Annotated in this window: 25 protein-coding genes and 1 riboswitch; of the genes, 9 read left to right on the plus strand and 16 right to left on the minus strand. The window is 74.0% G+C overall.

Annotated features, from left to right (window positions below; translation table 11 throughout):
• On the minus strand, positions 1–760 hold a 760-nt coding region (locus ACWEPL_RS25720; protein WP_452437652.1), incomplete at its 3' end, for a YeiH family protein.
• Positions 761–830: 70 nt separating this feature from the next.
• Here ACWEPL_RS25720 and ACWEPL_RS25725 point away from each other — a divergent pair.
• The 3 genes from ACWEPL_RS25725 (at position 831) to ACWEPL_RS25735 (ending at position 3487) form a co-directional block, all read left to right on the plus strand.
• Positions 831–1727, plus strand: coding sequence for a LysR family transcriptional regulator (locus ACWEPL_RS25725; protein WP_350727444.1), 897 nt, complete (start codon positions 831–833; stop codon positions 1725–1727).
• Positions 1728–1772: 45 nt separating this feature from the next.
• The gene (locus ACWEPL_RS25730; protein WP_363971301.1) at positions 1773–2240 is read left to right on the plus strand and encodes a hypothetical protein; all 468 of its coding nucleotides are present in this window, start codon (positions 1773–1775) and stop codon (positions 2238–2240) included.
• Positions 2241–2374: 134 nt separating this feature from the next.
• Complete coding sequence (locus tag ACWEPL_RS25735; RefSeq protein WP_363971303.1) at positions 2375–3487, plus strand: hypothetical protein; 1113 nt, start codon at positions 2375–2377, stop codon at positions 3485–3487.
• Positions 3488–3541: 54 nt separating this feature from the next.
• Here ACWEPL_RS25735 and ACWEPL_RS25740 read toward each other — a convergent pair whose 3' ends face one another.
• Both ACWEPL_RS25740 and ACWEPL_RS25745 read right to left on the minus strand, forming a co-directional pair.
• Positions 3542–4111, minus strand: a complete 570-nt coding sequence (locus ACWEPL_RS25740; RefSeq protein WP_452437653.1) for a hypothetical protein — start codon at positions 4109–4111, stop codon at positions 3542–3544.
• A 443-nt stretch (positions 4112–4554) separates the two neighbouring features.
• Positions 4555–5913 carry a hypothetical protein gene (locus ACWEPL_RS25745; RefSeq protein ID WP_452437654.1) on the minus strand — a complete coding sequence of 453 codons (1359 nt, stop codon included), beginning with the start codon at positions 5911–5913 and terminating at the stop codon, positions 4555–4557.
• Between the two features lie 320 nt (positions 5914–6233).
• Here ACWEPL_RS25745 and ACWEPL_RS25750 point away from each other — a divergent pair, with 320 nt between their 5' ends.
• Complete coding sequence (locus tag ACWEPL_RS25750) at positions 6234–7295, plus strand: helix-turn-helix transcriptional regulator (RefSeq protein WP_452437655.1); 1062 nt, start codon at positions 6234–6236, stop codon at positions 7293–7295.
• 21 nt (positions 7296–7316) lie between these two features.
• On the opposite strand, the gene ACWEPL_RS25755 is transcribed toward ACWEPL_RS25750, so the two are convergent.
• The 4 genes from ACWEPL_RS25755 to cobF all read right to left on the minus strand — a co-directional run bounded on the left by ACWEPL_RS25755 (position 7317) and on the right by cobF (position 10443).
• Positions 7317–8183, minus strand: a complete 867-nt coding sequence (locus tag ACWEPL_RS25755; RefSeq protein ID WP_452437656.1) for an SMP-30/gluconolactonase/LRE family protein — start codon at positions 8181–8183, stop codon at positions 7317–7319.
• A gap of 152 nt (positions 8184–8335) precedes the next feature.
• Positions 8336–8938, minus strand: coding sequence for a superoxide dismutase (locus ACWEPL_RS25760; RefSeq protein WP_355200306.1), 603 nt, complete (start codon positions 8936–8938; stop codon positions 8336–8338).
• Positions 8939–8991: 53 nt separating this feature from the next.
• The gene (locus tag ACWEPL_RS25765; RefSeq protein ID WP_452437657.1) at positions 8992–9420 is read right to left on the minus strand and encodes a Fur family transcriptional regulator; all 429 of its coding nucleotides are present in this window, start codon (positions 9418–9420) and stop codon (positions 8992–8994) included.
• Positions 9421–9693: 273 nt separating this feature from the next.
• Positions 9694–10443 carry a precorrin-6A synthase (deacetylating) gene (cobF, locus tag ACWEPL_RS25770; RefSeq protein WP_452437658.1) on the minus strand — a complete coding sequence of 250 codons (750 nt, stop codon included), beginning with the start codon at positions 10441–10443 and terminating at the stop codon, positions 9694–9696.
• A 62-nt stretch (positions 10444–10505) separates the two neighbouring features.
• Between cobF and ACWEPL_RS25775 the strand changes: the two genes are divergently transcribed.
• Genes ACWEPL_RS25775 through ACWEPL_RS25790 form a run of 4 tightly spaced genes read left to right on the plus strand, consistent with a single transcriptional unit; the run spans position 10506 to position 13706 of the window.
• Positions 10506–10892 carry a pyridoxamine 5'-phosphate oxidase family protein gene (locus ACWEPL_RS25775; RefSeq protein ID WP_363971319.1) on the plus strand — a complete coding sequence of 129 codons (387 nt, stop codon included), beginning with the start codon at positions 10506–10508 and terminating at the stop codon, positions 10890–10892.
• On the plus strand, positions 10889–12103 hold the full coding sequence (gene cbiE, locus ACWEPL_RS25780) for a precorrin-6y C5,15-methyltransferase (decarboxylating) subunit CbiE (RefSeq protein WP_452437659.1): 1215 nt from the start codon (positions 10889–10891) through the stop codon (positions 12101–12103). Before ACWEPL_RS25775 ends, cbiE begins: the two co-directional genes overlap by 4 nt.
• Positions 12100–12855 (plus strand): precorrin-4 C(11)-methyltransferase, encoded by a 756-nt coding sequence (gene cobM, locus ACWEPL_RS25785; RefSeq protein WP_363971323.1) that lies wholly within the window; start codon positions 12100–12102, stop codon positions 12853–12855. The genes cbiE and cobM overlap by 4 nt, the downstream gene beginning before the upstream one ends.
• A complete protein-coding gene (locus tag ACWEPL_RS25790) occupies positions 12840–13706 on the plus strand; it encodes a cobalt-precorrin-6A reductase (protein ID WP_452437660.1) in 867 nt (288 codons plus the stop codon). Before cobM ends, ACWEPL_RS25790 begins: the two co-directional genes overlap by 16 nt.
• Here ACWEPL_RS25790 and cobJ read toward each other — a convergent pair.
• From cobJ to ACWEPL_RS25805, 3 genes are read right to left on the minus strand one after another with little or no spacing between them, the layout of a single operon-like run.
• The gene (gene cobJ, locus ACWEPL_RS25795) at positions 13697–15175 is read right to left on the minus strand and encodes a precorrin-3B C(17)-methyltransferase (RefSeq protein ID WP_452437661.1); all 1479 of its coding nucleotides are present in this window, start codon (positions 15173–15175) and stop codon (positions 13697–13699) included. The two genes, ACWEPL_RS25790 and cobJ, sit on opposite strands and share 10 nt — an antisense overlap.
• A gap of 5 nt (positions 15176–15180) precedes the next feature.
• Positions 15181–15801 carry a precorrin-8X methylmutase gene (locus ACWEPL_RS25800; RefSeq protein WP_452437662.1) on the minus strand — a complete coding sequence of 207 codons (621 nt, stop codon included), beginning with the start codon at positions 15799–15801 and terminating at the stop codon, positions 15181–15183.
• Positions 15798–17234 (minus strand): precorrin-3B synthase, encoded by a 1437-nt coding sequence (locus tag ACWEPL_RS25805; protein WP_452437663.1) that lies wholly within the window; start codon positions 17232–17234, stop codon positions 15798–15800. Before ACWEPL_RS25805 ends, ACWEPL_RS25800 begins: the two co-directional genes overlap by 4 nt.
• Before the next feature lie 17 nt (positions 17235–17251).
• Positions 17252–17447, plus strand: a riboswitch (cobalamin riboswitch).
• Between the two features lie 37 nt (positions 17448–17484).
• On the opposite strand from ACWEPL_RS25805, the gene cobN reads away from it, so the two are divergent.
• The gene (gene cobN / locus ACWEPL_RS25810) at positions 17485–21093 is read left to right on the plus strand and encodes a cobaltochelatase subunit CobN (protein ID WP_452437664.1); all 3609 of its coding nucleotides are present in this window, start codon (positions 17485–17487) and stop codon (positions 21091–21093) included.
• On the opposite strand, the gene ACWEPL_RS25815 is transcribed toward cobN, so the two are convergent.
• From ACWEPL_RS25815 to ACWEPL_RS25840, 6 genes are read right to left on the minus strand one after another with little or no spacing between them, the layout of a single operon-like run.
• Positions 21048–22376 (minus strand): cobyrinate a,c-diamide synthase, encoded by a 1329-nt coding sequence (locus ACWEPL_RS25815; protein WP_452437665.1) that lies wholly within the window; start codon positions 22374–22376, stop codon positions 21048–21050. The genes cobN and ACWEPL_RS25815 overlap by 46 nt on opposite strands.
• Positions 22370–22972: a cob(I)yrinic acid a,c-diamide adenosyltransferase gene (gene cobO / locus ACWEPL_RS25820; protein WP_363971336.1), complete on the minus strand. Its 603-nt coding sequence runs from the start codon at positions 22970–22972 to the stop codon at positions 22370–22372. Before cobO ends, ACWEPL_RS25815 begins: the two co-directional genes overlap by 7 nt.
• 2 nt (positions 22973–22974) lie before the next feature.
• The gene (locus ACWEPL_RS25825; RefSeq protein WP_452437666.1) at positions 22975–25140 is read right to left on the minus strand and encodes a VWA domain-containing protein; all 2166 of its coding nucleotides are present in this window, start codon (positions 25138–25140) and stop codon (positions 22975–22977) included.
• Complete coding sequence (locus ACWEPL_RS25830; protein WP_452437667.1) at positions 25137–25844, minus strand: histidine phosphatase family protein; 708 nt, start codon at positions 25842–25844, stop codon at positions 25137–25139. The genes ACWEPL_RS25825 and ACWEPL_RS25830 overlap by 4 nt, the downstream gene beginning before the upstream one ends.
• Positions 25790–26521 carry a CbtA family protein gene (locus tag ACWEPL_RS25835; protein WP_350727422.1) on the minus strand — a complete coding sequence of 244 codons (732 nt, stop codon included), beginning with the start codon at positions 26519–26521 and terminating at the stop codon, positions 25790–25792. Before ACWEPL_RS25835 ends, ACWEPL_RS25830 begins: the two co-directional genes overlap by 55 nt.
• An 8-nt stretch (positions 26522–26529) precedes the next feature.
• Positions 26530–26718, minus strand: a complete 189-nt coding sequence (locus ACWEPL_RS25840) for a CbtB domain-containing protein (RefSeq protein ID WP_192784851.1) — start codon at positions 26716–26718, stop codon at positions 26530–26532.
• Positions 26719–26825: the final 107 nt, after the last annotated feature.

The following is a 26825-nucleotide window of genomic DNA, read 5'->3' on the forward strand; positions in this document are numbered from 1 at the left end:
GCATGGTCGCCGCCGCCGGCTGAGCAGGCACGGCCACCGTCGGCTGGGCGGAGGCGCTGCGCGGGCGGCGCAGGGACGTGGTGACCGCGACGATGGGGGCGAGCAGCACGACCCGGGCCAGCTTGACCGTCACCGCCGTCGCCAGCACGCCCGTGGCCGCGCCGATCGCCGCCACCTGGGCGACCTCGTGCACGGCCGCTCCCGCCCACACCCCGAGCTGCTCGTACGACAGCCCCAGCCAGGACGCCAGCAGCGGCAGCACCACGATGGCCGCGCTGCCGTAGAGGACCACCACGCTCAGCGCGCCCGCGGCGTCCTCGTCCGAGCTGTCGGCACTGTCGTGCATGGCCGCGATCGCCGCCGCCCCGCAGATCGACACGCCGGTGGCGACCAGCAGCGACGTACCGGGGGAAAGGCCGAGGCGGCGGCCGGCCAGTGGCGTGAGCACGAACGTGAGCCCCGTGGCGGCGGCCACGACCGCGAGCGCCTGCCACCCGAGCGCGAGCACCTGCGGCACCGCGATCTGCAGCCCGAGCAGCACGATCGCCGCGCGCAGCACCCGCCTGGAGACGAACATCAGCCCGGCACGCAGCGGCGCGCGGATCACCCCGGCGGTGGCCAGCGCCGCCCCCAGGACCACCGCGGCGGTGGCGGGGCTGAGCCCCGGCACGAACCGGTTGACGGCCAGGGCGGCCACCGTCGCCAGCGCGCACGCCACGATGCCCGGCAGGCAGGACGTCTTGGAGGGGGTGGGAAGCATGATCCCAGTCTTCGGGGCCTTCGACAGGCCCGGTAGCCGCGCATTGCCTGGGAGGTCATAGCCTGTGGCTATGACTGCGCTGCCCGATCTCGACTCCCTCAAGCTCCTCGTGGACGTGGGCGAGCTCGGCAGCCTCGGGCAGGCGGCCAAGCTGGCGGGCATCGCGCAGCCGTCGGCGAGCAAGCGCATCGCCCAGCTAGAACGGCGGCTCGGCCTGCCGCTGCTGGAGCGGACGCCGCGCGGCTCCACGCTCACCGCCGAGGGCAAGATGGTGGCGGGCTGGGCCGCGCAGGTGCTCGCGGCGGCGCAGGAGCTCATGCGGGCCGCCGAGGCCGTCCGGCACGGCGAGGCGGCGCACCTGCGGGTGGCCTCCAGCATGACGGTCGCCGAATACCTGGTGCCGCGCTGGCTCGGGGAGTTCCAGAGCCGGGAGGCCGGGGTCCAGATCGGCCTGGACGTGCTGAACTCCGCCGACGTGGCGGCGCTGGTGCTGTCGGGGGCCGGGGGCGTGGAGCTGGGGTTCGTGGAGGGGCCGACCGTGCCGGACGGGCTGGCCAGCCGGGTGGTCGGCACCGACAGGCTGGTCGTCGTGGTCGCCCCGGGCCACCCGTGGGCGCGCCGCCGCACGGTGCTCAGGGGCGCCGAGCTGGCCGCTACCCCGCTGGTCGTACGCGAGCGCGGCTCGGGCACCCGCGAGACCCTGGACGTCGCCTTCACCGGGCTCCACCAGGCCAGCCCGCGCCTGGAGCTCGGGTCGAACTCGGCCGTCAAGGGCGCCGCCCAGGCGGGCGCGGCCCCGGCGGTGCTCAGCGGGTACGCGGTCGAGGCCGAGCTGGCCACCGGCCGCCTCGTCGAGGTGCCGCTGGCGGGCCTCAACCTCGTCAGGAACCTGCGCGCGGTCTGGCGCCGGGGCCGCTCCCTCACGGGCCCCGCCGCGACCCTCCTGACCATCGCCAGCCGCCCCTGACGGGGTCTGCGCGCTTACCGAACAAACAGGGGAGAATCCTCAGCGATGAACATTACTCCCGCCCAGTTGCGCGACCTGGCCGGCCGCGCCGACGCACTCCAGGCCGAGGCACGTGCCCTGTACGCCGGTCTGCCCGCCGATTCACCCGAACGCGCCCATCTCCAGGCGGCGCACCACGCCGCCGAATGGCTGAAGCGAGCGGGCGAGGACCTGCTGCGCGCGGCCGGAGACCTGGCCCAGTATCGGGCCCTGGCCGAGTCGACGTGCGCCTTCCCGTGGGGCGTCTGTCCCGAGCACGGCAACACGCTCTCCTCCATGGCCAACGTGTCCACCTGCCGGGTGTGCCGCCGTACGTGGGACTACAACCGGCGCGGCCAGAAGTGCGGCGAGCCGGTGACGTGGAAGGTGACCGACCGGGTGGGGACGGAGTCGCTGATGTGCGACGGGCACGTCCTCGGCGCTCGCGCGGCCATGCAAGGCGCCACCTTCATGCGACTCGACGCAGGGACGTAACCAGGAAATTACCCCCTCATCTCGCCACAAAAGCGCTGATCAGCGACCTGCAACAGCCGTAAACAGCCCCCAGATCAGCGATGCATCCTGCATCCTGGGCATGCATTCGCGTTTCCCCCCTTCAAGGAGCTGCCGTGACCCGGTATGCCGTCGATCACGCCCGAAACGCGCTCGTCGCCCACTGGAGCACCGGCATCGGGGACGTCGCGGTCACCGTGGCCACTCTTCCCCCGGCCCGCGCCTCGGACGCCCTGCGTCTGGCCGCCCGCCTGACCGAGCTGTCGCAGGCCTGCTGGCGCTGCTACACCCACCCGGCGAGCATCTCCGACCAGCATGGACCGGGCAGCCTCGGCTGGCACCGGCAGCGCGAACGCGACGCCTTCACCGGCGTCGTCCCGATCCTGACCGCCGCCACGCACGTCCCCGTACCCGCCAAGATCGGGGAGATAGCCCAGCGCACCGGCCGCGCCCTGCGAGCCCTCGACAGCCCGGAGCTCACCGTTCAGGTCGTCGCCGACGTCGCCGCCGAGCTGTCGGCCGTCGAACAGGCCGAACGCGGCGACCTGTCCGGACGCGCCCAGCAGGCCGTCACCCTCAGCCGCGAGGACGCCTCACCCCTGCAGGTCGCCCAGGCGGACGCCTTCCTCAACCGCCAGCCCTTCGGCTGCGAGGAGCTGATCACGCAGATCGACCCCGCCGCGGCCGCCATCGCCGCCGCGCACTGGCTGCACGCGGCGGCCGCCGCGACGGGCCGCCGCGTCCGGCAGCATCCGGTGCAGGTCGTGGCCGAGGGCGACCACCTCAGGCCCCTCGCCGTCGAAAGCCTCGTCGAGATCGTGAGCGCCATCAGCTTCGGCGCCACACCGCGCCAGACGGTCATGCCGCTCATCCGCCACACCCTGCACGTCGCCGAGGGCCACCTCTGCGGCGTGACCGACGCCAAGCGGCGCATCGCCGCCGCCGAACGCCTCGTGGCCAGGACCCGGATCGACCACCCCCACTCCGGCTCCGACTCCGTCTGCCTGCCCATCACCTCGCTCGACCCCGCCCGGCCGGCCCTCGACCTGCTCGACAACCTCATGGCCGGCATCCACGGCTGCTGGCTGCACTACGCCGGCCATGCGCGCACGCAGGACGCCTCCTCCTGGCACGATCCGGACGACGACCGGCGGCGGGAACGCCAAACCGAGCTGTTCCTCACCGAGGTCCGGCAAGAAGCGGCCACCCGCCACCAACACCTGCTCTGACGCGCCTGCGCCCTCAGCGAGGCCCGGCCGGCCCATCGAGTCGTGGGGCCTCCTTCACGCCCGGCCGAGGTGCTCGTCCAACCGGCGGGCCGCGTGGATGAGCCCGCTCGACCCGTCACGCGCGGCGATGCCGGCGACCTCGGGGATCGTGCCGCGCGCCCCGGCCCAGCCGGCCACTTCGGCGGCGAACTCCAGCGCCCGGGTGTGAGCGGCGTTGGCCCGCTCCCCGGGCCGCGGCAGGAAGACGGGCAGCAGGCCGCTCACGATCTGCCAGACCTCCCGGTGCGCGCCCTGCCGCGCGCACTCGTCGAGCGCCTGCAGCACCGGGCCGAACTTGACGTCGAGCGGGCGCAGGCAGTGCCCCAGCTGCCGTCCGCACTCCGCGGCGGGCAGGGCCTCGGTGGCGACCGCCCGCAGCAGCAGCTCCCGGCAGTGCTCGGCGTTCCAGCCGCGCTCGCCCAGCATGATGCCCGCAAGCAGCGCCATCCCTTCGCCCGCGGGCCCGTCCTGGTGGCAGAGCCGGGTCGCGGGCGGGCGCAGGTGGCCTGGCCCCTCCCAGCCGTCGTACAGGTGCGGGATGAGGTGCATGGCCACGACCGGTCCGAGGGCAGCACGAGCCACCACGACAACTCGTAGGAGCCGTGGTGGCTCGGCCTGTGGAGGGGCGGGTCACAGAACAGCGCGTCCACGAACGCCACCCCCGTCGGCTCCTGCCGGATGCGCGGGCGCGGACGGCCGCCGGGCGCGGTGGGCCATTCGACGCTCGTCACGGGTTCCGGCCGTGCCTTGAGCCAGCGCACCAGCGTGGCACCCGCCTCGGAGGTCACCCGGCCGGCGCGGGCCACCACGCCGGAGTCCGCCTCGCGCGGCAGTCTCAGCAGCGCCTGCCCCAGGTCGGCGGGCAGGGGCCGGACGCCGTTCCGCGCCGCCTCGGGGTCGTCAGGGTAGCGGGCGGCGGGGGCGCGCGGGTGAGAGGCGGGCGACCTCGCCCAGGAGGGAGCCGAGCGCGAGCGCGTACGGGCGCGGGCCGAGGATGCGCTTCCCCGGCCCGCCCTGCCGGCCCCCTCCTATGACGTCATCCGGGTGAACTGGCTGATCGCCCCACGCGCGTGAACACCCAAGCTGTAGACGACCTGCGAACTGGCGGGAGCGAGCACCGGGCCGGCGTGGTTCATCACCCCTGTCGGCCCGATCGGGCGGCACCATTGCGGCAGGCCCTCCCCGATGCACCCGGCGTACGTCAAGTCCCCTTGGGGGGAACGGCGCAGGTGGGTGACTGCTCCCCACGCGAAGGCCTGGCCTTGGACGCTCCCGTAGACGCTCGTGCCGTCGGCGCTGACCGCCACGTCGACGTACTGGCCCTGGGGACCGGCGGCACGGCACCCTGCGACGTAACCGATACAGCCCCAATAGGCGATATCGCCGGTGGCGGTGTCGCGGTGCAGATGAGTGACGCCACTCGGTCCCGACACATAGAGGCTGTCGCCGGCCTGGGTGATCGCGCCCTGGGTGATGCCGAGCAGGCCGTCGGTGACGGGGATCGCGCAGCCACCGACCCCGGACTCACCCACACAGCCCGCCTCCGTGAGCGAGCCCGTGGTGAGGTCGCGCCGGAAGTGCGTCACCGAGCCGGGCCGCTGGGCCACGACGTAGAGGCTGCGCCCGTCGGCGCTCACGACGACGTCGCCCGAGGAGGTCATGACGCCGGTACGGCCGATCGAGGTGCAGCCCGGCATCGCCTCCCCGATGCAGCCGCTGTAAGCGAGGCGACCGGTGACACCGTCGCGCCGCAGGTGGTAAACCGCGCCTTTGCCGCCACCTGCCGCGTACAGGTACAGGTCGCGGCCGTCCGCGGTCGCCGTCAGCGCGTTCTGCGACGTCGCCCAGGGAGCGAGCCCGGGCAGGGCCGCCACGCTGCCGCATGACGGGTCCCAAACGCAGAAATCCGTCACGAGGTCGCCGTTGGCCGCCGTGCTGAAGCCGACCACGGCGGCGGGAGTGGACACGTACGCGTGGACGCCCGCGGTCACCACAGAGCCGGCGGCGTACAGGCGGCCCGGGGTCTCCACATTGTCCACCTTCGTCGGGCGGCACCCCGCAAGCCCACCCATGCAGCCGGTGAGGGACAGCGTGTCGTTCGCGGCCCGGCGGAACGTGGAAATCGCCGGCTGCGCCGTGCCCGACCCGCCATCGCCGCCGGCCACGACGTAGACGGTGCTTCCGTTGCCCGACAGCGTCGCCGCCGACGCCCAGTCCAGCGGATTGACCGGGCCGATGTCCACGGCACCGGGAACGTTCTGCGCGATCGTCCGGACGAAGACGAGGTCGCCCACCGCTGCCTGCGCGCTGGTGGGCAACCCCACGATCAATGCCAGTGCCGCGGCGATCCCCGCGGCACACCTTGTTGTACGGCCAAGTGCCGGCACGTTGCGCTCCTTTCGTCAGATCGACGATCGGAGATGGCCTTGCCGTTGGGAACGCGCTCCGAATTATCCGTACAAGACCGTACAGGGGCCGGCCACAGGGAGGGCGCGGCAGCGTCGCGGTGATGGCGCGTAAGTCGATACGGCCGGACACCCTGGGGGACATAACAAACACATCGACAAGAGAAATATAAAATAAAGAGCCCGGCACACAGTAAGCGAGCCGCGCCGATCCCTAATTAGTGACAATTTGGTCAAATACAGCAGCCGAACAAAAACACAGGAAAGGCCCGAAACGCGATGGTCGACACTCGCAGCATCAGGTGACGGACGGCGAGGGGCGAATCGCCCGTGAACTATGCGCGGCGCTCGGTCCGCCCGCCACTCCGGCCGACGTGGGCGCGGCGATCTCGCAGATCGTCGGACGCCAGGTGCCGCACGACGCGCTCCGACTGGTCGCCCTGAACCCGGCGATCGGCATGGGCCTGGGCGCGTTCAGCTTCTGGCACGAATACCAGCCCGCGCTGATCAGCGCCCTGGTGCTCAACGGATATCTGCACGGCGACCCGTGCCCGCTGCCGGCCCTCGCCCGGCAGAGCATGCCGGTGTGCGTCGTCGGAGCGGGCGCCGGCGACGGCCGGCGCAACACTCTGATCCGGCAGGTCCTGGCCGCCCACGGAGCCGGCAGCGAACTGCGCCTGGTGATACGGGACCGCCACGGGGTGTGGGGCCTGCTCGGCCTGCTTCGCGCCGAGGGCGCCAGGCCCTTCGGCGAGCGGGACTTCCACCGGATCCAGCGACTCGCCCCTGCCCTGCCGGCGGCGTTGCGCGGGTATGTGACGGCCGGCCCGCTGACACCCACCGTCCCGGCGCTGCCGACGGGGGTCATCACGATCAGCCCTGACCACACGGTCCGATCCATCTCGCCCCAGGCAGGGGCATGGGTGCGGCAGATGTGGCCCGCTGCCGGGAGCGGGGTGCCGGACTGGATCGCCGACGCGTTCTGGGTCGGCCTGTCGCTGCACGTACGGGCGCATACTCGCGATCCGCGCGCCTGGACGCCGCTGGTCTGCGCGCCGGCGGCGAATTTCGGGCGCTGGATATTGATCCATGGCCAGCCGCTGGACGAGAACGGCGACAGCGACGTGGCCGTTCTCATCCAGGCGGCAGGCGGCAAACTGCTGCTGCCGTCATTCTGCGATTGGTACGGCATCACCACCGGCGAACGCCGCGTCATCGAATACCTGTACGCCGGGGCGTCGGCGAAACAGATCGCCCGAATTCTGGACCTGTCCACGTACACCATCAACGACCACTTGAAATCGGTGTACCGCAAGACCCGGGCACAGAGCCGGGACGAACTCATCGCGGCGATCGCCGGCTGACCGCCCGTTCCGGGACGCACATCACGGCCACCCGGCTCCAGGCACCTCGACCTCGACCGTGAGCACCTGGCCGGAGCCGGGCACGACCAGGTCGGACGACGTCATGCCCTGCCACTCCGCCGCCACGACGAACAGCGTCCTCCCGTCCGGCCCGCCCAGGGCGCAGGCGAAGCCGCCCCGGTCGAGCTCGACGGTCTGCAGCGCCTCGCCGCCTTCGGCCACGCGTACGCAGCGCCGGTTGGGCACGTCGGCGTACCAGACCGCCTTCTCCTCATCGACGCAGATGCCGTCCGGGGTGCCCTCGCCGAGCTCGGCCCAGACCCGGCGGCCGGACAGCGAGCCGTCCTCCGCGATGTCGAAGCCCACCAACTGGTGGCGGTAGGAGTCGGCGACGATGAGGGTGGAGTTGTCGGCGAGCACCGCCATCCCGTTCGGGAACGCGATGTCGTCGGCCACCTGCCGCACCGCCCCGTCGGGCGTGACCTGGTAGACGTAGCCGGGCTTGAACGGCTCCCCCGCCATCGGGTCGAAACCGCAGCGGTTGACGTAGGCGTTGCCGCGGCCGTCCACCACGATGTCGTTCCACCCGGTCCGGCCGAGATCCGCGTGGGTGACCGGCGACCCATCGGGCTCCAAGCGCAGCAGCCGGCCGTCCGGGGACGAGACGATCAGGAGGCTGCCTTCCGGCGACCACGCGGTGCACAGCGGCAACGACGCGACCCGTGCCACGACCTCGCTGTGACCGCCCAGATCGACGGCGACGACCTCGCCCGCGGACCAGTCGGAGAAGTACAACCTGTCACCGTGCCACCGTGGCGACTCGACCAGCCCTCGGCCTGCCAGCAGCGTCCTTGTCCCGCTCATCATCACCGCGTCCTTCGTCGTCATGAGACGTCGTCCTGTCGTCTTCCATACGAACGGCCGCCGATCAGATCGACAGATCCCTCCGATCGTGGCGGAGGTCGAGATGAGCGGCGCCCGCCCACCGGCCCTGCGGACCAAGCTCGGACCAGTGGGTGGGCGCCGCCGATGTTGGGACGTCAGGCGCCGCGGGCGGCGTCGTAGCGGGCGATGACGTCGTTCCAGTTGATCAGGCCCCAGAGCTTCTCGACGTAGTCCGGGCGCACGTTGCGGTACTGCAGGTAGTACGCGTGCTCCCAGGCGTCGAACACCAGCAGCGGGGCGGTGTTCATGCCGACGTTGCCGTGATGGTCGTAGACCTGCTCGACCACCAGGCGGCGGCCGAGCGGCTCCCAGGCCAGCACGCCCCAGCCGGAGCCCTGCACGGTGGCGGTGGCGGCGGTGAGCTGCTTCCTGAACGCGTCGAAGGAGCCGAAGTGCTCGGTGATCGCGTCGCCCAGCTCGCCGTCGGGGCGGTCGCCGCCGTCCGGGGACAGGTTCTGCCAGAAGATCGTGTGCAGGACGTGCCCGGACAGGTTGAACGCGAACGTCTTCTCCAGCCCGACCAGGCCGCCGAACTCTCCCTTGTCGCGCGCCTCGGCCAGCCGCTCCAGGGTGTCGTTGGCGCCCTTGACGTAGGCGGCGTGGTGCTTGGCGTGGTGCAGCTCCAGGATCTCCCCGGTGATCGCGGGCTCCAGGGCCGCGTAGTCGTACGGCATGTCCGGAAGGGTGTATTCGCCCATCGGCGTTCTCTCCTCGAAAGGTGCTACTTGCAAATATCTTGCAAGAACAATAATCATGCAAGTAGCGCACGTCGACATCGGCGGCAGTGGCCGCGCAGCACCTGGCCGACGGGGTCCATCGCGAAGCCGGTGCTCTCCATGACCGTCGCCTCCGCCGTGGCGAGGTGGTCCGCGGGGAGCTCGACGAGCACGTCGCAGCGGCGGCAGATCAGGTGGTGGTGAGGCGTCGTCGAGAGGCCGAAGAGCGTCTCACCGGCGTGATCGACGCTGTGCAGGACGCCGTGGGCGGTCATCACCGTCACGTTGCGGTAGACGGTGGACACGCTGATCATCTCGTACGCGGAGGTCACCAGCCGGTGCAGGCGCGGCACGCTGAGATGGGTCGCCGCGTCGCGCAAAGCGGTCAGGATCGTCAACCTCGGCACCGTCTTGCGCAGGCCGAGGCGGGTCAACGCCTCCCCCAGGTCCGCTTCCTCGCTCATGCGCACCCGGCCACGGTCCCGAACCCGCCTCGCCCCGGCGCCTCTCGCCCCGATGCGCCCAGCGGCCCGCCCGGCAGCGCGCCCGGCAGCACGCCCGACGGCGCACCCGGGGGCGCGCCCGACGAAGCCCGCGCGGGCACCGGCGCAACCCCCGAACCTCCGAACGCGGGCACCTCGATGCGCGACCCCCTCCCCGCTTCGCCGTCAGATGATCAGTCTGCATTGAATATGCTCTTGCGAACAACGGGCGATTAAGCGACCGGGACGGGCCCGTCAGTCCTCCAGGCGACGCAGCAGGTACGTGTCCATGATCCAGCCCTTGCGGGCCCGCGCCTCGGCGCGCAGTTCGCGGATGCGGTCGCCGACCTCCGCCACCGGCCCGGAGACCAGGATCTCGTCGGGTGTGCCCAGGTAGGCGCCCCAGTGGATGTGGAAGTCGTCGAGCCCGGCGAACGAGCAGTGGGCGTCGAGCATGACCACCACGTCGTCGGCGGTGGGGCCGTGCTCGGCCAGGCGCCGCCCGGTGGTGAGGTGCACGGGCCGCCCGACCTGGGTGAGGCCGGTGCGGTGGCGGGCGGTGAGCGCGGCCACGCTGCTGATCCCGGGGATGACCTCGTACTCGAATGTCACGTTGCCTCGCAGGAGGATCTCCTCGACGATGGCAAGCGTGCTGTCGTACACGCCGGGGTCGCCCCACACCAGGAACGCCCCGGTCTGGCCGTCGCGCAGCTCGTCGCGGATGAGCGCCTCGCAGGCGAGCGCGCGGCGCGAGCGCCAGTCCTCCACTGCGGCGGTGTACGCCGGGGTGGTCCGGTCGCGCTCGGGGTCGCGGGCCTCGGCGATCCGGTACGGCGCGCGGCCGTGCTCGGCGACGAGATCCAGCCGGAGCTGGACCAGTTCATGCTTGACCTCACCCTTGTCCACGATGAGGAACACGTCCGTGGCGCCGATGGCCTTGACCGCCTGCAGGGTGAGATGGTCGGGATCGCCGGCGCCGATACCGATGACGAGTAGCCGCTTCACCCGCAAGATTCTGCCAGAACGGCAGATATACGATATGCCTCGCAAATCACCCAAGGAGGGCCGTGAATCTCGTCGAACAGGGCGACGCCTTCGCCGCGTTCTGGCAGGAGCGGCACCTGTGCACGCTCTCCACCACGCGCCCCGACGGCCCGCCGCACGTGGTGCCGGTGGGCGCGACGCTGGACCTGGCCACCGGCATCGCCCGGGTCATCACCTCGGGCACCTCGGTCAAGGCCGGGCTCATCGGGACCGACGGCGCGCCGGTGGCGCTCTGCCAGGTGGACGGCCGCCGCTGGTCGACGCTGGAGGGCCGGGCGGTGCTGCGTACCGAGCCTGAACAGGTGGCCGACGCCGAGCACCGCTACGCCGCCCGCTACAAGCCGCCGCGCCCCAACCCGGCGCGGGTGGTCGTGGAGATCCACGTGACGCGCGTCCTGGGCAACGTGTGATCACGATCGTCGGCGTCGGCGCGGACGGCTGGGACGGGTTGTCCCCGGACGCGCGGCGCTCGCTGGAGGCCGCCGAGGTGCTCATGGGCGGGCGCAGGCAGCTCGACCTCGTGCCCGTCCCGACCGCCGAGCGCGTGGCCTGGCCCTCCCCGCTGCTGCCCGCGCTGCCCTCCCTCATGGAGACGTACGCCGGGCGCGAGGTGTGCGTGCTGGCCAGCGGCGATCCCATGTTCTACGGCATCGGCGCCACGCTGGTGCGCTTGCTGGGCTCGGCGAACATCCGCGTGGTGCCGCACGTCTCGTCGCTGTCGCTGGCGTGCGCCCGGCTCGGCTGGCCGGTGGAGCAGGTGGACGTGGTCAGCCTCGTGGGCCGCCCCCCTGCCGCGCTGAACGCCGCGATCCTGCCGGGGCGGCGGCTCCTCGTGCTCGGCGCCGGCCGCGACTCCCCGTCCCTGGTGGCCGGGCTCGCGACCGGGCTCGGGTACGGCCCCAGCCCCATGACCGTCCTGTCGGACCTGGGCGCGGGCTCAGAGAGCGTACTGACGGGAACGGCGGAGACCTGGGAATCGCGGGAAGCCGCCCCCTCCGCGCTGAACGTGATCGCCCTCGAGTGCGTCCCCGCCCCCGGCGCCGAACCCCTCCCCCGCGTGCCCGGCCTGCCCGATGCCGCGTTCGAGCACGACGGGCAGCTCACCAAGCGGGAGGTCCGCGCCGTCAGCCTGTCGCGGCTCGCCCCGCTGCCCGGGCAGACGCTGTGGGACGTGGGCGCGGGCGCGGGCAGCATCGCCGTCGAGTGGATGCGCAGCCATCCGGCGTGCCTGGCCGTGGCGATCGAGAGCAGGGCCGACCGCGCCGCCGCCATCGCGCGCAACGCCGACCGGCTCGGCGTGCCGGCGCTGCGGATCGTCGAAGGCCGGGCGCCGGCCGCGCTGAAGGGCCTGCCGGCGCCGGACGCGGTGTTCGTCGGCGGCGGCCTGACCGTGCCCGGGGTGCTGGAGACCTGCTGGGCGGCGCTGCGGCCCGGCGGCAGGCTGGTGGCGAACGCCGTCACCCTGGAGTCCGAGTCCGTCATGGCCCAGTGGTACGCCCGGCTCGGCGGCGATCTGGTCCGCCTGGCCGTACAGCGGGCCTCACCCGTCGGCTCCTTCACGGGCTGGCGGGCCGCGATGCCGGTGACCGTGTGGTCGGTCACCAGGAAGGACGTGCCGTGACCGTGTACTTCATCGGGGCGGGCCCCGGCGCCGCCGATCTGATCACGCTGCGCGGCCTGCGGCGGCTGCAGTCGTCGCCGGTCTGCCTGTATGCGGGTTCGCTCGTGCCCCGCGAGCTCCTGGACGCCTGCGTCGTGGGAACCAGGCTCGTCGACACCGCGAACCTCACCCTCGACGAGATCGTGGTGGAGCTGCTGGCCGCCCACCGCGCGGGCCTGGACGTGGCGCGGCTGCACTCCGGCGACCCGTCGGTGTTCAGCGCGGTGGCCGAGCAGATGCGCAGGCTGGACGAGCTCGGCGTGCCGTACGAGGTGGTCCCCGGCGTGCCGGCGTTCGCGGCGGCGGCGGCCGCGCTGGGCAGGGAGCTGACCGTGCCCGGCGTCGGGCAGACCGTCATCCTGACCCGCACCTCGGCGCGGGCCACGCCGATGCCCGAAGGGGAGGACCTGAAGACCCTGGGCGCGAGCGGCGCCACGATCGTGCTGCACCTGGCCGTGCAGCGGATCGAGGCGGTGGTGGAGGAGTTGCTGCCCTCGTACGGGCCGGACTGCCCGGTGGCGGTGGTGGCCCGGGCCAGCAGGCCGGACGAGGTGATCCTGCGCGGCACGCTGGCGGACATCGCCGGGCAGGTCCAGGCGGCCGGGATCCGGCGTACGGCGGTGATCGTCGTCGGCCGGGTGCTGTCGGCCACGCAGTTCCCCGACAGCCACCTCTACAGCGCGGAGCGGGAACGGCCGTGCGACGGGTCCTGATCCTGGGCGGCACGGCCGAGGCGCGGGCGCTGGCCGCCGAGCTGTCCGGCGGGCTGCCCGCCGAGCTGTCCGGCCGGGGCGTTCACGTGGTGTCGTCGCTGGCCGGGCGGGTGAGCAACCCGCGCTTGCCGGTCGGGGAGGTGCGCGAGGGCGGGTTCGGCGGGCCGGACGGGCTGGCCGCCTGGCTGGCGGCCGAGCGGATCGACGCCCTGGTGGACGCCACGCACCCGTTCGCCGCGCGGATGACGGCCTCGGCGGCCGAGGCGTCGGCGCGGACGGGCGTGCCGCTGCTCGTCCTGCGCCGCCCGGGCTGGCGGGAGGGACCGGGCGACACCTGGCAGCGCGTGCCCTCCCTGCCCGCGGCCGCCGCACGACTGTCCGGGACGGCCACACAACTGTCCGAGGCGGCCGCACGACGGTCCGAGGCCGCCGCACGGCTCAGCGACGACCCGGCAGGCGCGTTCCTTCCCGAGGCCGCCGCACCGCCGGGCGGCGGCCCGCTGCGGGTGTTCCTGACCACCGGCCGCCGGAGCCTGCCGGTCTTCACCGGTCTGGCCGGGATGTGGCTGCTGGCCAGGTCCGTCGATCCGCCCGAACCGCCGATCCCGGACCACGTGCACGTCCTGCTGGACCGGGGGCCGTACACGGTCGATGGCGAACGCGCCCTCATCCGCGAGCACCGGTTGGACGTGCTGGTCACCAAGGACAGCGGCGGGCCGATGACCACCGCCAAGCTGGTCGCGGCCCGCGAGCTCGGACTGCCGGTGATCATGGTGGACCGGCCGCCACTGCCCCCCGGCGTCCGGCTGGTGGAGACCGCCGCGGAGGCGGCCGCCTGGGCTCAGGGATAGCGGCGCGGCGTGTAGACGACGCCGCGCTCGGTGACCCGGGTCGTCGAGGAGCCGACGATCAGCAGGCAGCGCATGTCCACCTGCGCGGGATCGAGCTCCCCGAGCGTGGTGACGGTGACGCTCTCCCGCTCGCCGCCGACATTACGCCCGATCACCACCGGGGTGGCGGCGTCGCGGTGCTCCAGCAGCAGGTCACGGGCGGCGGCGACCTGCCACGTACGGCTGCGCGAGGCCGGGTTGTAGATCGCCAGCACCAGGTCCGCCTTCGCGGCGGCGCTCAGCCGGCCGGCCACCACCTCCCACGGCTTGAGCAGGTCCGACAGCGACAGCACGCAGTAGTCGTGGCCCAGCGGCGCGCCGACCCGGCTGGCCACGGCCTGGGCGGCGGTCAGCCCGGGGACGATCCGCACCGGCACGTCCGGGAAGCCGGCCGCGGCCTCCAGCACGGCGCTGGCCATCGCGAACACGCCCGGGTCGCCGGAGGACACCACGGCCACCCGCGCGCCGTCGCGGGCCAGCTCCAGCGCGTGCCGGGCGCGCTCGGCCTCCACCCGGTTGTCGGTGCGGTGGCGGCGCTGGCGCGGGTTCGGGGCGACGCGGTCCACGTACGGGCCGTACCCGACGAGGTCGGTCGCGGCCGCCAGCGCCTCCTGGGCCTCGGGCGTGAGCCACGGTCGCCCGGCGGGCCCGAGGCCCACCACGACCACCTCGCCCCGGGTCTCGGTCGGGGGCGGTTCGGGGACGAAGGTCCGCTCGGCGGGGCTGGCGAGCAGGGCCAGCGAGAAGTACGGAACGCCGTCGGCGTCCACGTCCTTGAGCGGCGCGACGCGTTCGGCTCCCATGGTGGCGCGCTCGACGTACCAGGCGTCGTCCAGCCGCCCGGCCTCGGCCAGCGCGTCGCGGACCTTCTCGAACGTCCGGCCCAGCTTGAGCACCGCCGCCGAGTCGGTGCCGCGGAGCCTGTCCGCCAGCACCTCGGCGGGCAGCGTGCCGGGCAGCACGGTCAGCACCTCGTCCCGCTCCACCAGCGGCCGGCCCAGCACGGCCGAGGCGGCGCTGACGGAGGTGACGCCGGGCACCACCTCGGTCGGATAGCGGTGGGCGAGCCGCTTGTGCATGTGCATGTACGAGCCGTAGAACAGCGGGTCTCCCTCGGACAGCACGACCACGGTCCGGCCCGCGTCCAGGTGGGCGGCCAGCCGCTCGGCGCAGTCGGCGTAGAAGTCGTCGAGCGCGCCCTGGTAGCCGCCGGGGTGGTCGGTGGTCTCCGTGGTCAGCGGGTAGAGCAGCAGCTCCTCGATCTGGCCTTCCGTCATGTACGGCAGCGCGATCGAGCGGGCGATGCTGCGGCCGTGCCTGGCGGCGTGGTAGGCGATCACGTCGGCCTCGCCGATCAGCCGGGCCGTCTTGACCGTGACCAGCTCGGGATCCCCGGGACCGAGCCCGACCCCGTACAGCCGTCCCGTCATCGCCATCACTCCGTCTCGTTCGCGATGGCGTTGACCGCCGCCGCCGTCATCGCACTGCCGCCGCGGCGGCCGTGCACCACCAGATATTCCAGGTCGCTGTCCGCCAGTGCCCGCTTGGACTCGGCCGCGCCGATGAACCCCACCGGGATGCCGAGCACGGCGGCGGGCCTGCCCGCGCCCTCGGCGACCAGTTCGAGCAGCCGGAACAGCGCGGTCGGCGCGTTGCCGATCGCCACCACCGCGCCGTCGAGGCGGTCGCGCCACAGCTCCAGCGCGGCGGCGCTGCGCGTGGTGCCGAGCCGTTCGGCCAGCTCCGGGACGCCGGGGTCGCCCAGCGTGCACACCACCGCGTTGTCCGCGGGCAGCCGGCGCCTGGTCACGCCGGAGGCGACCATCTGCGCGTCGCACAGCACGGGCGCGCCCCTTCGCAGCGCCGCGCGCGCCCGGACGACCACGGCAGGCGACCAGTCCAGGTCGGTCACGAGGTCGGTCATGCCGCAGGCGTGGATCATCCGCACCGCCACCTGCGCGACCTCGGGCGGCATCCCGGTGAGGTCGGCCTCGGCACGGATGGTCGCGAACGAGCGCCGGTAGATCTCGGCCCCGTCGCGGATGTAGTCGCTCACTGATGCCTTTCCTGGTATCCGTCGCCGGTGGCGACCATCTGGACGACCCGGCCGCGCGGCAGCCCGCAGCGCCGTTCGCAACCGGCCCAATGCACGGGCATCGCCGGGGGGCCGTCCAGGGTCGCCACCCAGCGCCGCGCGTCCTCCTGGACGTCGGCCAGGGACTTGGCGCAGCCCGGACGGCCGGTGCAGGCGCTCACCCCGGCCCACGGCGACGCCGGGTCCGTCACCAGCCCGGCCGCCTCCAGCATTCGCGCCGCCCGGCCGGCGGCGGCGGGCGGGAGGTCGAGGAGTACGACGGTCCGCCACGGCGTCAGCCGGACCGGCACGCCGGTGGCGTCTCCCGGGTCGGACGCGGTGGCGTCTCCCGGATCGGGCACGCCGGTGGCGCCTCCCGGACCAGGCGCGCCGGTGGTGCCGGCCGGGCCGTTCGCCTCGGCCGCTGCGGCGATGGCGCTTGCCTGGGCGGCGGACAGCCGTCCGAGCGGCACCACGACCTCCAGCGCCACCCGCCCGTCCCGCTGCTCGACCCGCCCGGCACGCGGCGCCGAGACCGTATCCCGGACGACCGGAGCGGGCGGTGCCCACATCTCGGCGTCCGGGGCCGGCCCGGCGTGCGACTGGTGCCCGGTGCGGGCATCGGCGGCGCGGTCGGCAGTGCCGGTGCGATCGCGGGGGGCTGTGCCGGTGCGGTCATGGGAGGCGGTGCGGTCGTGGGGGGCGGTGGTGGTGCGGTCGTGGGGGGCGATGCGGTCGTGGGGGGCGGTGGTGGTGCGGAGGCGGGTGGCGATGCGGGCGGGGCCGTTGTCCAGCTCCGCGATCCGCCACGCGCCCCGATCCCCTTCCGGCCGTTCGTCGAGGAACGCCTCGGCGGCGGCGATCATGAGTTCGGCGGCCACGTCCGCCCCCACGGCGAGCCCGGCGTCCACGCCCGCTAGCAGCAGCCGCCCGTCGAAGAACGTGACGTCGGCCCCCAGCGCGAGCATGTCGCCGCTGCCCTCGTCCACCGCGAACAGGAACCGCCCCGGCAGCCCGGCCAGCCGGGGCCGCGAGCACAGCGCCCGGTCCAGCGCCGCCACCAGGGGCTGCGGGTCCAGCAGGCCGGGGCCCGTGCGACCGCCGAGCGGCGAGGCCACGATGTTGCGTACGCGCTCGTGCGCCTGCGACGGCAGCAGTCCGGCGGCGGCGATCCGCTCGGCGAAGGCGGCGGGTGAGCGCAGGCCGCGCACCTGGACGTTCGCCCGGGAGGTCAGCTCGATCACGTCCGAGCCGAGGTCGGCCGCGCAGGCGGCCAGCTCGCGCAGCCGGGCGGGTGAGATCGCGCCGCCGGGCAGGCGGACGCGGGCCAGCGGGCCGTCGGCGGCCTCGTGCACCTGTAGCGCCCCCGGACAGGCGTCGGGGCGCATACGTCCGGAAAAGTCGGCTATGGACACGATCAGGATGGTAACGCCACTTCTGGCGGGGGTCGCTCTTGTCGTAGGCTCCCTGTAGGCGATGGCTAGGGAGGAAGCCGGTGCGAATCCGGCGCGGTCCCGCCACTGTGACCGGGGAGCGAACCCCACCGCAGGCCACTGCCCGGCGACGGGTGGGAAGGCCGGGGTGAGCGCTGATCCGGGAGCCAGGAGACTCCGGCCGCCGCGACACCCGCGACCCGGGGCGAGGACCCCGAGGGAGGATTGCGCCGTGCCTGGCGACAGCCGTACCGTCCTGCTGCTCTCGACCTCCGACACCGACCTGCTCAGCGCTCGCGCGAGCGGTGCCGCCTACCGGTTGGGCAACCCGGCCCGGCTGGCGGCCGAGGAGCTGCCCGCCCTGCTGGAAGGCGCCGACGTGGTCGTGGTGCGCCTGCTCGGCGGGCGGCGCGCCTGGGAGGAGGGCCTGGACGCACTGCTGGCCGGCCCTCTGCCGGTGGTGGTGCTGGGCGGCGAGCAGGCGCCGGACGCTGAGCTGATGGAGCTGTCCACGGTCAGCGGCGGCGTCTGCGCCGAGGCCCACGCGTACCTGGCCCACGGCGGGCCGCCGAACCTGGCCGAGCTGCACGCGTTCCTGTCGGACACGGTGCTGCTGACCGGGCACGGGTTCGCGCCGCCGGAGGCCACGCCCTCCTGGGGGCTGCTGGAACGCGACGCGCGGCCCGGGCCGGGACCCGTGATCGGGGTGCTCTACTACCGGGCGCACCACCTGGCGGGCAACACCGCGTTCGTGGAGACGCTCTGCGCGGCCGTGGAGGAGGCGGGCGGGCGGGCGCTGCCGGTGTTCTGCTCCTCGCTGCGCACCGCCGAACCCGAGCTGCTCGACACGCTGCGCGCCGCCGACGCGCTGGTGGTGACCGTGCTGGCGGCGGGCGGCTCGCGCCCCGCGACGGCGGGCGCGGGCGGCGACGACGAGGCGTGGGACGTGGGCGCGCTGGCCGCGCTCGACGTGCCGATCCTGCAGGGGCTCTGCCTGACCACCGGCAGGCAGGCGTGGGAGGAGAACGACGACGGGCTGTCGCCGCTGGACGCCGCCTCGCAGGTGGCCATCCCGGAGTTCGACGGGCGGATCATCACGGTGCCGTTCTCGTTCAAGGAGATCGACCCCGAGGGGCTGACCGTCTACGTCGCCGACCCCGAGCGGGCCGCCCGGGTGGCGGGCATCGCGGTACGGCACGGGCTGCTCCGGCACACCCCGCCCGCCGAGCGCCGCCTGGTCGTGATGTTGTCGGCGTACCCGACCAAGCACTCCCGGGTGGGCAACGCGGTCGGCCTGGACACCCCGGCCAGCACGGTCAGGCTGCTGGCCAGGCTCGCCGAGGCCGGCTACGACCTCGGCGAGGGCTTCCCGGGCGTGGCCGAGCAGGACGGCGACGCGCTCATCCACGCGCTGATCGCCGCCGGCGGCCAGGACCAGGACTGGCTGACCGAGGAGCACCTGGCGGGCAATCCGGTACGCATCTCCGCCGCGTCCTACGAGCGCTGGTACCGCACCCTGCCCGAGGAGCTGCGGACGGAGATGGAGCGGCACTGGGGGCCGCCGCCGGGCGAGCTGTTCGTGCACGAGGGTGACATCGTCCTCGCGGCGCTGCGGGCGGGGAACCTGGTGGTGATGGTGCAGCCGCCGCGCGGCTTCGGCGAGAACCCGATCGCCATCTACCACGACCCCGACCTGCCGCCCAGCCACCACTACCTGGCCGCCTACCGCTGGCTGTCGGCCGAGTTCGCGGGCTCCGGCGCGCACGCGATGGTGCACGTGGGCAAGCACGGCAACCTGGAGTGGCTACCCGGCAAGTCGGCCGGCATGTCCGCCGCGTGCGGCACCGACGCGGCCATCGGCGACCTGCCGCTGGTCTACCCGTTCCTGGTGAACGACCCCGGCGAGGGCACGCAGGCCAAGCGGCGGGCGCACGCCGTGCTGGTGGACCACCTGGTGCCGCCGATGGCGCGGGCGGAGACGTACGGCGACATCGCCCGGCTGGAGCAGCTCCTGGACGAGCACGCCACGATCGCGGCCATGGACCCGGCCAAGCTGCCCGCCATCCGGGCGCAGATCTGGACGCTCATCCAGGCCGCCCGGCTCGACCACGACCTGGGGCTGGCGGACCGGCCGCACGACAGCGAGTTCGACGACTTCATCCTGCACGTGGACGGCTGGCTGTGCGAGGTCAAGGACGCGCAGATCCGCGACGGCCTGCACGTGCTCGGGCAGGCTCCGGCCGGGCAGGTGCGCGTGGACCTGGTCCTGGCGATGCTGCGCGCCCGGCAGATGTGGTCGGGCCGCGAGACGCTGCCCGGCCTGCGCGAGGCGCTGGGCCTGGCCGAGGACGGCACGGCGAGGCTCGCCAGCGTGGACCGGGCCGAGGCGACCGCCCGGGCGCTGGTGGAGGCCATGGAGGAACGCGGCTGGGCGACGGAGGCGGCGGAGGAGGTCACGCGGGAGGTCACGCGCGAGCTGCCCGGCGAGCGGCGCGACCTGGTGACGCGGGTCCTCGAGTTCGCCGCCACCGAGGTGGTGCCACGCCTGGCCCGCACCACCGACGAGCTCGACCACGTCCTGCACGCCCTGGACGGCGGCTACGTTCCCGCCGGGCCGAGCGGCTCCCCGCTGCGCGGCCTGGTCAACGTGCTGCCGACCGGCCGCAACTTCTACTCCGTCGATCCCCGCGCGGTCCCGAGCCGGCTCGCCTGGGAGACCGGCCAGGCCATGGCCGAGTCGCTGCTGGAGCGCTACCGGTCGGACACCGGCGAGTGGCCGCGTTCGGTGGGGCTGTCGGTCTGGGGCACCAGCGCCATGCGCACGGCGGGCGACGACGTGGCCGAGGTGCTGGCCCTGCTCGGCATCCGCCCCGAATGGGACGAGGCCTCACGCCGGGTCACGTCCCTGGAGCCGATCCCGCTCGCCGAGCTGGGCCGTCCCAGGATCGACGTGACGGTCCGGATCAGCGGTTTCTTCCGCGACGCGTTCCCGCACGTGGTGGCCATGCTCGACGACGCCGTACGGCTGGCCGCCGGGCTGGACGAGCCGTACGAGGACAACTACGTGCGCGCCCACGTCGCCGCGACCGGGGGCGACGGGCGCCAGGCGACCATGCGCGTCTTCGGGTCGGCGCCGGGCGCGTACGGGGCCGGGCTGCTGCCCCTGATCGACAGCCGCAACTGGCGCGACGACGCCGACCTGGCCGAGGTGTACGCGGTGTGGGGCGGCTTCGCCTACGGCCGCGACCTCGACGGCGTGGCGGCCCGCCCGCAGATGGAGGACGCCTACCGCAGGATCGCGGTGGCCGCCAAGAACGTCGACACCCGCGAGCACGACATCGCCGACTCCGACGACTACTTCCAGTACCACGGCGGGATGGTCGCCACCGTCCGCGCGCTGACCGGCAGGGCCCCGGCCGCGTACGTCGGCGACAGCACCCGCCCCGACGCCGTCCGCACCCGCACCCTGTCGGAGGAGACCTCGCGCATCTTCCGGGCCAGGGTCGTCAACCCGCGCTGGCTGGCCGCGATGCGCCGCCACGGCTACAAGGGGGCCTTCGAGCTGGCCGCCACGGTCGACTACCTGTTCGGCTACGACGCCACGACCGGGGTGGTCGCCGACTGGATGTACGACAAGCTCACCGAGACGTACGTGCTCGACCCGGAGAACCAGGCGTTCATGGCGCAGTCCAACCCCTGGGCCCTGCACGGCATCGCCGAACGCCTGCTGGAGGCCGCCGAGCGGGGCATGTGGCAGCACCCCGACCCGGAGGTCCTACGTGGCCTGCAGGAGGTCTACCTCAAGACCGAGGGCGACCTGGAGGACGACACCAGCCGCTGAGCCGTCATCGGCTGCCCGGCCCAGTGCAGGTGCAGGTAGGACGCGGTCACCTGGGCGTCGCCGAATCCGTCGGCGCCACCTTCCCAGCGGAACAACGGCTCGCCGGCGTACTCGACGGCGGTGCGGTGGAACTCGTGCCCGCGAAAGCGTTCGCCCGGCTCCGTCAGCGGCGAACGCCTGAGCGCGACCGCGTCCCGGTAGCCGAGCGTCAGCCTCGGCGTCATCCGTGCCCGGCCCGGCACCCGCCCGCACATCCGCTGCCCGTCCAGCTCCTCGCACAGGTAGAGCAGCCCGGCGCACTCGGCGGCGATCGGGCCGCGGAAGGCCGCCACCTGCGCGCGCAGCGGCTCGTTGGCGGCCAGCTCGGCGGCGTACACCTCGGGGAAGCCGCCGCCGATGACGAGCGCCGCGGTCCCGTCCGGCAGCCGCTCGTCCCGCAGCGGGTCGAACACCGCGACGTCCGCCCCGGCCGCCCGCAGCAGCTCGACGTGCTCGGCGTAGCCGAACGTGAACGCAGCCCCGCCCGCCACCGCCACCACCGGCCGGTCCGTCCGCTCCCCCCGCGCGGGCTCCCAGGGGACGGCGTCCAGCGGCGGGGCCGACGCCGCCAGCCGGAGCAGCGCGTCGAGGTCGCACGAGCGGGTCACCAGCGCGGCCAGCCGGTCCACCGCGGCCAGCGCCTCGGCCTCCCGTTCGGCGGCGGGCACCAGCCCCAGATGCCGCGACGGCGTGGAGACGGCGTCGTCGCGGCGGATCGCGCCCAGCACCGGCATCCCCGCCGCGGCCAGCGCGGACCGGCACAGCTCCTCGTGCCGGTCCGAGCCCACCCGGTTCAGCACCACCCCGCCCACCCGCACCCGGGGGTCGAACGTGGCGAACCCGTGCACCACCGCCGCCACCGACCTGCTCTGCCGCGCCGCGTCCACCACCAGCACGACGGGAGCGTCCAGCAGCCTGGCCACGTGAGCGGTCGAGGCGAAGTCGGTGTCCCCCTTACCGTCGAACAGCCCCATCACGCCCTCGACCACCGCCACGTCGCATCCCGCCGCCCCGTGCCGGAACAGCGGCCGTACGCGCTCCTCACCCACCAGCCACGGATCCAGGTTGCGGCCGGGACGCCCGGTGGCCAGCGCGTGATAGCCCGGGTCGATGTAGTCGGGGCCCACCTTGTGCGGCGAGACGCGCAGCCCGCGCGCCCGCAGCGCCGCCATCAGCCCCGTGGCCACCGTCGTCTTGCCGCTGCCCGACGACGGCGCGGCGATGACGAGCCGGGGAACTACCACTCGATGCCCTTCTGCCCCTTCTGCCCAGAATCCATGGGGTGGCGGACCTTGCCCATCTCCGTCACCAGGTCCGCCACCTCGATCAGCCGCTCGGGCGCGTCCCTGCCGGTGATCACCACGTGCTGGTTGCCGGGCCGTCCGGCGAGCGCGGCCACCACGTCGTCCAGCTCCAGCCAGCCCCACTTCAGCGGGTACGTGAACTCGTCCAGCACGTAGAACCGGTACGTCTCGGCCGCCAGATCCCGCTTGATCTGCTCCCACCCTTCACGGGCGTCGGCCGCGTGATCCTCCTCGGCGCCCGGCCGCTGGATCCACGACCAGCCCTCGCCCATCTTGTGCCAGGTCACCGAGCCGCCCTCGCCCGTCTCCCCGAGCACCTTCAGCGCCCGCTCCTCGCCGATGCGCCACTTGGCCGACTTCACGAACTGGAACACCCCGACCGGCCAACCCTGGTTCCAGGCCCGCAACGCCATCCCGAACGCCGCGGTCGACTTGCCCTTGCCGGGACCGGTGTGCACGATCAGCAGCGGCCGGTTGCGGCGCTGCCGGGTGGTGAGGCCGTCGTCGGGGACGACGGCGGGCTTTCCCTGCGGCATGCTCAGACCGCCTTCCTGTGATCGCGCACCACCGAGCCGAGATCGGCCAGGGAGTCGAGGGAGACGAGACGGGCCCGCAACCGGGCCGCCAGCCGGACCGCCAGGCCCAGCCGTACCGGGCCGCTCTCGCAGTCCACGACCACCGCCGCCGTACCCTCCAGCAGCGCCGCCGCCCGGTCCACGTCGCCGCCCGCCGTGGCGCGCCCGTCCGTCACCAGCACCAGCAGGGGCCGCCGCGCGGGGTCGCGCAGCCGTTCCACGCGCAGCACCTCGGCGGCCCGCGCCAGACCGGCCGCCAGCGGGGTGCGCCCGCCGGTCGGCAGCGAACGCAACCGCGCCGCGCCCGCCTCCACCGACGAGGTCGGCGGCAGCGCCACCGCCGCGCCCCGGCCGCGGAAGGTGACCAGGCCGACCTTGTCGCGCCGCTGGTAGGCGTCGAGCAGCAGGCTGAGGACCGCCGTCTTGACCGCGGTCATCCGCTTGCGCGCCGCCATCGAGCCGCTCGCGTCCACCACGAACAGCACGAGGTTGCCCTCTCTGCCCTCGCGCACCACCTCGCGCAGGTCGTCCTCGCGCAGCACCAGCCCGGGGCCGCGGCGCCCGCGCCGCAGCTGGTGGGGGGCGGCGGCCAGGACCGTCGCCGTCACGTGCAGGTCGCGCACGCGTCCGGCGGGGCGGCGCGAGCCGGTGGCCCGGCCGTGCGGGGTGCGCGAGCGCGACCGCCGCCCCGCCGCGCCCTCGCCGACCCCGGGCACCTCCAGCAGCGGCACCCGGTACGGCGCCGCCACCCCGGCCACCCGCCCGGCCGCTTCCTTCCCCGGCCCTCCGCTGTGCTCCGGCACCGCACCATCGGGGGCTGTGCCCTCGACGCCCGGCGGCATTTCCCTGCTCCCGGCCGCCTGGGCGGCATCGTCGGCCGTCGTCGGGTAGCTCTCGTCGAACGCACGGTCCTGCCGGTGCCCGCCACTCAGCCCGGGCCTGCTTTGGGGACCGCCGCCCTCGGGTCCGCCACCGTCAGGGCCGCCTTCGGGACCGCCTTCCGAGCCGCCGGATGGCGGGGTGCCCTCTCCGGCCGTCGTCGGCGAGCCCTCCGGCCCACCAGGTCCGGAAATATCAGGACCTCCACCGTCGGGATCGTCCGGATCCTCCTCATCCCCCGACGTCCTCTCCAGCAGCTCGTCCAGCAGGGCCTCGTCCAGCCCGGGCGCGTCGAACGGATCGCGCCGCCGCCGGTGCGGCAGCGACAGCCGGGCCGCGGCGCGCACGTCCTCGGTGGTCACCACGTCCCTGCCCTGCCAGGCGGCGTGGGCGATGGCGGTGCTCGCCGTCACCAGGTCGGCCCGCAGGCCGTCCACCTCGAACGCCGCGCACACGGTCGCGATCTGCCGCAGCCGCGCGTCGGGCAGCCGCACACCCGGCACCCGGGCGCGGGCCCGCGCGATCCGGCTCGCCAGCGCCATTTCCTCGGCCGCCCACCGGGCCGCGAACGCACCGGGGTCCGCGTCGAAGGCGAGCCGCCTGCGCACCACCTCGGCGCGCTCCTCCGGGTTCCTGGACGCCTTGACCTCGACGGTCAGCCCGAACCTGTCCAGCAACTGCGGCCGGAGCTCTCCCTCCTCCGGGTTCATGGTCCCGACCAGCAGGAACCTGGCGGCGTGCCGTACCGACACCGACTCGCGCTCCACGTAGCACGTGCCCAGGGCCGCCGCGTCGAGCAGCAGGTCGACGAGGTGGTCGTGGAGGAGGTTCACCTCGTCCACGTAGAGGACGCCGCGGTGGGCGGCGGCCAGCAGGCCCGGCTCGAACGCCTTCACCCCTTCCGTGAGCGCCCGCTCCACGTCCAGCGAGCCGACCAGCCGGTCCTCCGAGGCGCCGACCGGCAGCTCCACCAGCGCGGCCGGGCGCTCCAGCCCCTGGCCCCCGGGTTCGTGCGGCCCGTCCGGGCATCCGGCGTCGGGCGCGGCCGGGTCGCAGGCGAACCGGCATCCGGGCACCACGTTCACGGCGGGCAGCTGGGCGGCCAGCGCGCGCACGATGGTCGACTTGGCGGTGCCCTTCTCCCCGCGTACGAGCACGCCGCCCGCCCGCGCGGAGACCGCGTTGAGCACCAGCGCCAGCTTCAGGTCGTCGAGCCCGACGACCGCGCTGAACGGATATGTGACGATCAAATCAGAACCTTCCGGTTGACATGGGCGACCCGCCAGCCGGCGCGCGTGACGGTCAGCTCGGTGACGGACAGCGGCGCGAGATCGAAACGGGCGGCGCTCAGCGGGTCCAGCCCGAGCGCGTGGCCGAGCGCCGCCCGGATGGCGCCCGCGTCGCAGACGGCGACGACGCCTGGCTCCGCGCGTACGGACTCGAGCCAGGCGGCGACCCGCTCGGCGTGCGCCGCCAGGCTCTCACCGCCGTGCGGGGCCGCGTGCGGGTCGGTCAGCCAGCTCGCCAGCGCGTCCGGCTCCTCCCGCGCGACCCGCTCGTACGGCAGGCCCCGCCACCGGCCGCAATCCACCTCCGCCAGCGCCGGGACCGCCCGCGCCTCCAGGCCGAGCACGGCGACGGTCTGGCAGGCGGCAACGCTGGGAGCCGCCCACGCCACCACCCCGAGCGCAGCCACGACCGCCGACTCGACCACAGGCCCAGCCACGGCCGCCGACCCCGGCGCCGCCCCCACCGCTGACCCGGCCGCCGCCCCGGCCACCGTCTGGGTCAGGGCGGTGGCCCTGGCCAGGCTCGCCGCGTCGGCGTGCGCGTCGGACGCGGGGAAGCAGGCGGCCCGCATCCTCGGCGTGCTCGCGTGCCGTACGAACAGCACCCCGCTCAGCCCGGCGACGCGGCGGTCACCGGGCGGCGGGACGCCCGGTCGCAGGCCCACCCGAACAGCACGCCGAAGGCCGCCCAGAAGACGAGCTGCGTCCCCAGCGACGCGAGCCTGAACTGCCACAACAGCGTGGCGGGGAAACCGTCGGGCACCTCGTTCACGGTCGGCAGCAGGGTCCACGCGGCGATCACCGGAACCAGGAACGCCGCCACCGCCGCGCCCCACCGCGCCCACGGCCCGGCGGTGACCCGGCGCGCCGTGGCCACCGCGATCGCCGTCGCGGCCAGCCCGACGAGGATCGTGACCACGTAGAGCAGGGTGCGGCTGTTGATCGTCTCCGGGTCGCCCACGGCCGGTGGGTTGGCCGGATACTTCACGAACGGCACAAGGATCACCGCCACGAACGCCGTCCCGGCGGCGGCGAGGGCCAGCCCGCCGTCCGACCGGGGGCCGACCCGTCCGCGCAGGCCCGCGTACACGAGGGCGAAGATCCCTCCCACGGCCAGCCCGTACAGGCCCGTGGCCAGGAAGAGCCCGGCCTTCTGTCCCGGCCTGCCGACGAGTGCCTCCTCGCCGTGGTCATGGCCGGGCGCTTCCTGGGCGGCATGGGCCTCCTCCAGCGCGATGGCGCTGTCCACCCCCGGTTCCCCGAAGGCGAAGGCGAAGCCGCCCGCGATCAATCCGGCCAGCAGGCCCAGAAGCAGGCCCCTGACCAGCAGGGTGCGTACCATGCGCGTGCCTAGTGGCAGGGAACGCCGAGCAGGTGGCGTCCGTCGTGCATGAGTTCGTGCAGGTAGGCACCGGTTTGCGAGATGGCCCCGTTGTCCATCAGCACCAGGTAGGCGACCAGCAGCAGCACCGGAACGGCGAGCAGCCACAGCCGCAGACGGGGGAAGGGGATTGCCGAAGGAGTGGACAGACCACTCATACATGCCTCCTCAGGGATGACGCGTCCCGACCAACGAGGTCACGGAAGTCCAAGCGACCTGGCTCCCGGGATCTACGTCCCGGATACAGTGGCGCGTCCGCACCGGC

Source organism: Nonomuraea sp. NPDC004186, from assembly GCF_053603495.1.